The organism is Moorena sp., assembly GCF_982860115.1.
Genome location: NZ_CEYLVT010000314.1, coordinates 1 through 6,856 on the forward strand (window position 1 = coordinate 1; position 6,856 = coordinate 6,856).

At 39.7% G+C, this 6,856-nt stretch carries 5 protein-coding genes; 3 read left to right on the top strand and 2 right to left on the bottom strand.

Translation table 11 applies throughout. From position 1 onward, the window contains the following. Positions 1-96 precede the first annotated feature (96 nt). Positions 97-1,296, bottom strand: coding sequence for a glycosyltransferase (locus tag AC4II3_RS30150; RefSeq protein ID WP_488014404.1), 1,200 nt, complete (start codon positions 1,294-1,296; stop codon positions 97-99). A 581-nt stretch (positions 1,297-1,877) separates the two neighbouring features. On the opposite strand from AC4II3_RS30150, the gene AC4II3_RS30155 reads away from it, so the two are divergent. The 3 genes from AC4II3_RS30155 to AC4II3_RS30165 all read left to right on the top strand — a co-directional run bounded on the left by AC4II3_RS30155 (position 1,878) and on the right by AC4II3_RS30165 (position 5,881). Then, positions 1,878-2,564, top strand: coding sequence for a glycosyltransferase family 2 protein (locus AC4II3_RS30155; RefSeq protein WP_488014406.1), 687 nt, complete (start codon positions 1,878-1,880; stop codon positions 2,562-2,564). 312 nt (positions 2,565-2,876) lie between these two features. Next, on the top strand, positions 2,877-4,823 hold the full coding sequence (locus AC4II3_RS30160; protein ID WP_488014408.1) for an ArnT family glycosyltransferase: 1,947 nt from the start codon (positions 2,877-2,879) through the stop codon (positions 4,821-4,823). Positions 4,824-5,056: 233 nt separating this feature from the next. Then, positions 5,057-5,881, top strand: coding sequence for a metallophosphoesterase (locus tag AC4II3_RS30165; protein WP_488014410.1), 825 nt, complete (start codon positions 5,057-5,059; stop codon positions 5,879-5,881). A 263-nt stretch (positions 5,882-6,144) separates the two neighbouring features. Here the strand turns inward: AC4II3_RS30165 and AC4II3_RS30170 are convergent, their stop codons facing one another. Beyond that, positions 6,145-6,564, bottom strand: a complete 420-nt coding sequence (locus tag AC4II3_RS30170; protein ID WP_488014412.1) for a hypothetical protein — start codon at positions 6,562-6,564, stop codon at positions 6,145-6,147. Between the last annotated feature and the right edge of the window lie 292 nt (positions 6,565-6,856).

The window sequence follows — 6,856 nt, forward strand, 5'->3', positions numbered from 1 at the left end:
AACCTAAAACCTAAAACCTAAAACCTAAAACCTAAAACCTAAAACCTAAAACCTTTTGCTGTTGACGGTCAACAGTCAACAATTAACTGGTTATGGTTATTTTTGCGTCACTCGCCAGTTGAGTTTTAGATTAATCCAGAAATTCCAGAAAGTAACGGCTGCGATCGCAATACCATTTGCAATCAGATAGTTAATTCCCAGGAGATTAAACAACAGATTCAACAACAGCACATTTAGGCACAAACCGATCAAACAGACTAGGTTAAACTTCAAAAACCGTTTCAAGCGCTTACCCCATCCCCACTGCTGACTCGCTATATCCCTAAACGTCCAGGCATCATTCCAAATAAAGTTATTCATAATGGCCGCTTCAGCAGCAATAATTTTACTGCGGGTGAGTCCCCAACCCAAACTAGCCGGGTCATGGAGTAAGTAAAGCACAGTCATATCCACAAATACGCCACTGAATCCTACTAAGCCAAAACGAATAAACCGGTTTAAAGGGAAGGGAATGCGTTTTCTAAGTTGACCAATGGTTCCGAGAGAAAACCTTAACCGGAGTAAGTGTCTAATATAGTCTAAATACTGTTTCCAGGTAACTTTGCTCTCTCCTGAGAGTCTCTCTTGAAATACATAGCCAACTTCTGCAATCCGACGAATTTTTCCCCTAGCTAGTACTTCAATTAGAATCTTGTAACCCAGAGGATTGAGGTCTTTTTCATGAATGGCACTACGGCGTACCATAAAATAACCGCTCATCGGGTCAGAAACACGACCGATAACCTCTGGTAAAATCGATAATCCTAAAAGTTGAGCACCTCTGGATAAGAAACGCCTGACTACACTCCAATCACTAACACCACCATCGTCTACATGACGACTAGCAATGGCGATATCGGCTCCATCCTCCATTGCTGCCAAAAGTTTTAATAATATCTCTGGTGGATGCTGTAAATCCCCATCAATTACCCCCAAAATTTTTCCAGTACCTGCTTTCCACCCGTGAATAACTGCTGTAGATAACCCCCGTTCATGCTGACGGCGAATTACCTGTAACTGTGGATAGTCTGACATCAGAGCCTGGGCGATTTCCCAGGTACGATCGGGACTATCGTCATCTACTACAATCAGTTCGTATTGGTTTGGTATAGCTTCATCGAGCAAATTGCTCAGAATTCTAATTAGCTCCCCGATGTTTCTACTCTCGTTATAAGTGGGAATCACCAAGGATAAGGAAGAATCACTAAGGTGAGATTCTTCTGATTTTATATAGTCATTACTGGTATCCAAAGACATACTCTCTTGGTTGATGGAATTTTTTTAGGTTAATGGTGTTAGATGTTAACTGTTAGCTGTTAGATTTTGGGTTTTAGGTTTTAGTCCTTAATGTCTAGGCTCCTTAATCTAAGCGTGCTACCAAGCTTATTGCATTAGTCATTAGTTTAGTTATTAGTCATTAGTTATCAGTCATTAGTCCAAATACTAATGACTAATCAGCAACGACTCCCCAATCAGCCTTGAGCGTAATGGTTTAGTAGTTGCTCTATGTTGCTCTATGTTTTTCTATTTAGTTGATCTATTTATAATCCTACAGTAGAATTATACTAATTTCTTCAGAGTGTCAAGTAGTCAACCTCAAACCTGTCTATAAATCCTGGTGTTGACCTGAATTTGAGGGATCAATCCCATCTAATCACAGGGAAACTTTGCATAAATTTATTTATGTAACTAAGGTTATGTAAAGATTTGGTGAAGTGTTTAGTGGCTCAACCTCTCTACTTAACTAAAGGCTAGGGGAATTGGGCGGGGATTATATGAATTTTATGTAAAGTTTTAAGCTAATCAAATTATTTGCTTATTAGTTAAGGTTTAAGCTTATGAAGCTAAGTGTTGTAATACCCTGTTTTAACGAAGTCAACACCATTGCTAATGTTGTTGAAGCTGTTAAAGCATCTCCGGTTAAAGAGTGTGAAATTATTGTTGTTGATGACTACTCAACCGATGGCACTAGAGAGATTTTAGAGTCATCACTGGAATCCCAAATTGACCATGTTGTCTATCATCACAAGAATCGGGGTAAAGGAGCTGCGTTACGGACTGGCTTTGGCTTGGCTACTGGGGATATCGTAATCATTCAAGACGCTGATTTAGAGTATGATCCCCAGGAATATCCGTTGTTAATGCAGCCGATTGTTGATGGCAAAGCGGATGTGGTTTATGGCTCCCGCTTTGCTGGTGGTGGTCCCCATCGGGTAGTGTATTACTGGCATATGGTGGGCAATAAATTTTTAACCATGCTCTCCAATATGTTTACCAATATTAACCTTACCGATATGGAAACCTGCTATAAGGCATTCCGGCGTGAACTTATCCAATCTATCAAAATCGAAGAATGTCGGTTTGGGTTTGAACCAGAAATTACTGCTAAGGTTGCCAAAAAGAAATGCCGTATCTATGAAGTAGGAATATCTTACTATGGTCGCACTTACGAAGAAGGAAAAAAAATTGGCTGGAGGGATGGGTTTAGGGCAATATTCTGTATCTTAAAATACAATCTTCGTTAGTCATAATCTGATGGTGGGCAGTCATAATCCGATGGTGGGCAGTGCCGAGCCACCCTATTACAAACTTCGGAATCTCTGTGATACACTGCCCACTCTACATAAACTTATTGTCATAATCCGATGGTGGGCAGTGCTACCGCCACCCGATTAAAAACTTCGGAATCTCTCTGATACACTGCCCACCCTACATGAACTTACCTATTACCTATTACCTATTACCTCTTACCTCTTACCTCTTACCTGCTCCCTGCTCCCTGCTCCCTGCTCCCTAAAAACCCGAAATTTGTACCTCACAAGTCGTAGAATTGCTATATGTTGGCTTTGCTCCCTCTGATTCCCTTCACTGTTTTATTTCTGTTCATCTATCGTTACAATTCTTGCTGGCGTAGTTCCCTATTGTGGGCAGCTATTACCTGGGGAGTCTTGTTAACCTTTATCACTGAAGTTTTAAGTTTATTTAAGTTAATTACTTGGGGTTGGATAGCAGGAATCTGGGGTTTACTGAGTCTGACGTTGATTGTTGCCTACTTGCGGACTGTTAAACCAGAACGAGTCACCCGCACCGAGGATTCACAAGATGGGAATGACCAAATCTCTGGTTTTTTACTGGTCTTACTTGGAGGTATAGGATTTCTGGTTGCTATCGTAGGCTTAACTGCTATCGTTGCGCCTCCCAACACCTGGGATTCCATGACTTACCACATGAGTCGTGTGCTTCATTGGATGCAGCATAACAGTGTTGCCCATTATCCTACCCATATTCCCAGACAGCTTTACCAAAACCCTTGGGCTGAATTTACGATCATGCATTTTCAACTCCTGAGTGGAAGCGATCGCTTAGCTAATCTTGTCCAATGGTTCAGTATGATTGGTAGCGTGATTGGGGTATCTCTGATTGCTAAACAACTGGGAGCGAGTATACGAGGACAGGTTTTTGCTGCTGTCGTCGCTGCGACTATTCCGATGGGAATCCTACAAGGGTCAAGTACCCAGAATGATTATGTGGTTTCGTTCTGGGTGATTTGTTTGGCATACTTTATTATTTTGACTCTCAAATCCAGAGTTAGCTGGATTACTATAGTAGGGGTTGGTGCTACCATGGGCATGGCTATTGTTACGAAAGCAACAGCCTATATTTATACATTCCCCTTATTTATCTGGTTTTCACTGATAATGATTAAGCGCCTAGGTTGGCGATGGTGGAAGCCAATTTTAATGGTAGGGATTATTGTTATTTTAATTAATCTTGGTCACTATATCCGTAACTTGGACTTGTATGGCACTCCAATTGCTACGGCGTCAGAAGAACTACGATATACTAATGAAATTTTTACAACGTCAGTGTTAGTCTCTAATATTTTGAGAAATATTGGTCTTCACCTGGGAACACCGATTGGGATTATTAATGCTATCTCCAATAAGATAATTAATTTATTCCATCTCGTTTTAAGTGTAGATATTAGTGACCCCCGCACCACCTATACCGGAAAGTTTGGGATTCCTGGTGGCTTATCAACTCTGGGAATTAATGCTACAGAAAACAACACCAGCAACACCCTTCATCTAGTTTTAATCGTTTTCTCTATCATCGCTTGTTTCATCCAACAACAGGGTCGAAAGCAACGCTATATAATCAGTTATATTGCTGCTATTATTAGCATAGTTATACTATTTTGTTTCCTGTTGAAATGGCAATGGTGGAATAGTCGGCTTCATTTACCAATTTTCTTACTTTTTTCTGCAGTAGTTGGAATAGTATTGTCCCACATTAAGCTACGTCAAGTTGCCAATGTGATAGCAGTGGTTCTGATCATTACATCTTTACCATGGGCATTATCTGGTAGAGAACGACCGCTGGTGGGCGCTAACAGTATTTTCAACACTAGCCGCACTGAGCAATATTTTAACAGTAGGTCTCGAATCCAATCAGGTTACCTCGGTGCTAGTGATGTTTTGAAAAGTAAGAAATGTACAGATATTGGACTGTATTTAGGTGACAATGACTGGGAATACCCATTGTGGATACTGTTACAAGAACAGACTGATTCACCAGTGAGTATTAAACATATAAACGTTAAGAATATATCAGCCAGTAAGTCTGAACTTTCCAGCAATAGCCAATTTATTCCTTGTGCAATTTTTTCAACTAAACCTGAACCTGATCAAACAAACCAAGCTGAGGAAATAACTTACCAAAATAGAAATTATCCTCAAGCTTGGTCAAAAGATAATGTCAAAGTTTTTATTAATCAAAAATAATCCTGATTTTATACTTAATTTTAAATTAGATTTTAAGCAGTCAGCGGTCAGCGGTCAGCGCTCAGCGCTCAGTCTTGTCTAGGGCTGATAGCTGATAGCTGATAGCTGATAGCTGATAGCTATTGGCTGATAACTGATAGCTGATGGCACCTCAAGTAGCGTGCCCGTAGCGCTTAAGCTGATAGCTAAGCTATGCTGGAAGCAAGTTTTGAATTACCCTCTTGATTACCTGGATGAATTGGATATTTTCAGAACCCTTAAGGGTAGAAAAAATCACCGTTGCGATCGCAGATTTACCTACGTCATTGCGAGGTACAAAGCTTGTACAACTATCCGATTTACATTATGATCGACAGCAGTTACGAGAAAATATCTTAGCTGACGCTATTGAAGCCGCTAATCAAGCTGAACCTGATATAGTTGTGTTAACTGGCGACTACGTAACCAATAGTCCGACTCCGATTTATCTACTAGTGCGGCGATTGAAGCACCTGGAAAGTCGCCATGGAATCTATGCTGTACTGGGTAACCATGATTTAGTCTGGCCTCATTCCAAAGCCACAGTTACTCAGGCTCTAACTAAGATTGGTGTGAAGGTGTTGTGGAATGCGATCGCTTATCCGTTTGGAGCACAATTACCCCTAGTAGGACTTGCTGATTTTTGGTCTCGTGATTTCCATCCTGGTCCAGTGCTCAATCAACTTGACCCCAAAACACCCCGGATTGTCTTATCCCACAACCCTGATACTGCGGAGATATTACAGCGTTGGCGAGTGGATTTACAGTTGTCTGGTCATACCCATGGTGGTCAGATTGTGATTCCAGGAATCGGACCTGTGCCAGCATTCTTTAAAATCCTCCGGAAGTATATTCCTAGTCCTGTGCAGCCCTGGATACCGTATATGAAAGCATGTTCAAAAGTAACTAACCATTGGGAATGGTCTGAGGGTTTACATCGGATCGGTAAAAATCAGTTATATACTAATCGTGGTTTAGGAACGTATTGGCCAGGTCGTTTATTTTGTCCACCAGAAGTTACAGTAATTACATTGAATTAAGAATGAAGAATGGTGAATTTAGAATGGTGAATTTAGAATGGTGAATTTAGAATGAAGAATTTAGAATGGTGAATTTAGAATGTAGAATGCAGAAGCCAGAAGCCAGAAGCCAGAAGCCAGAAGCCAGAAGCCAGAAGCCAGAAGCTAGCATGTAGCATGTATAATTCCAAATTCTTAATTCTTAATTCTTAATTCTTAATTCTCAATTCTTAATTCTCAATTCTCAATTCTTAATTCTCAATTCTTAATTCTTAATTCTCTAATTACGTTAGTAGGTAGCCAGTTTTTTGTTCAATATAGTCTATTATCTTATGATAAATGTCTGGATATTTTTGTTCGCTAATAATGATGGGCATGGAACTGTCAGGTAACCAAAAGGTTAATCTCTGATTTGGGTAGTGACAAAAACTACTGATTTTGTTGAGGTCAAGGATATAATCATGGCGCTCGTAATTGAATGTAATCCAAAAACCATTAGGTAATCGTGCTGATAACTTTTGAATGTAGTTGACCACTCGTTGATAACCGTCTGGGTCATTTTGACGGTTGACAATAATGGGAATAGTACTATCGGGTAACCAGAAGGTTATTTTTCCGTTGGGACCATGGGTGAATGTACTAAGCCGATCCAGATCAATAACATATTCTCGATGATCGTAATTAACTTTTATCCAGTAACTCACAAAACCTCCTTATTGAAATAATGGGTTGGTAATACTAGCAATTACCAATTCAAACGATTCGAGTTAATCACTTTAGCAAAGGGAACAGCGGATCTGGGAACAAAAATGATCACAATTCATTTAGTTATTGAGATTACTGGTTACTTGTTGTTAATTAACACTGGTTACTGGTTACTAGTTATTTATTAAAGGATAAATAGTTAACCAGGATAGGAAGAATTAAGAATTTAGAATTGGATTCTTCATTCTTAATTCTTCATTCTTAATTCTTCATTCTTAATTCTTCATTCTT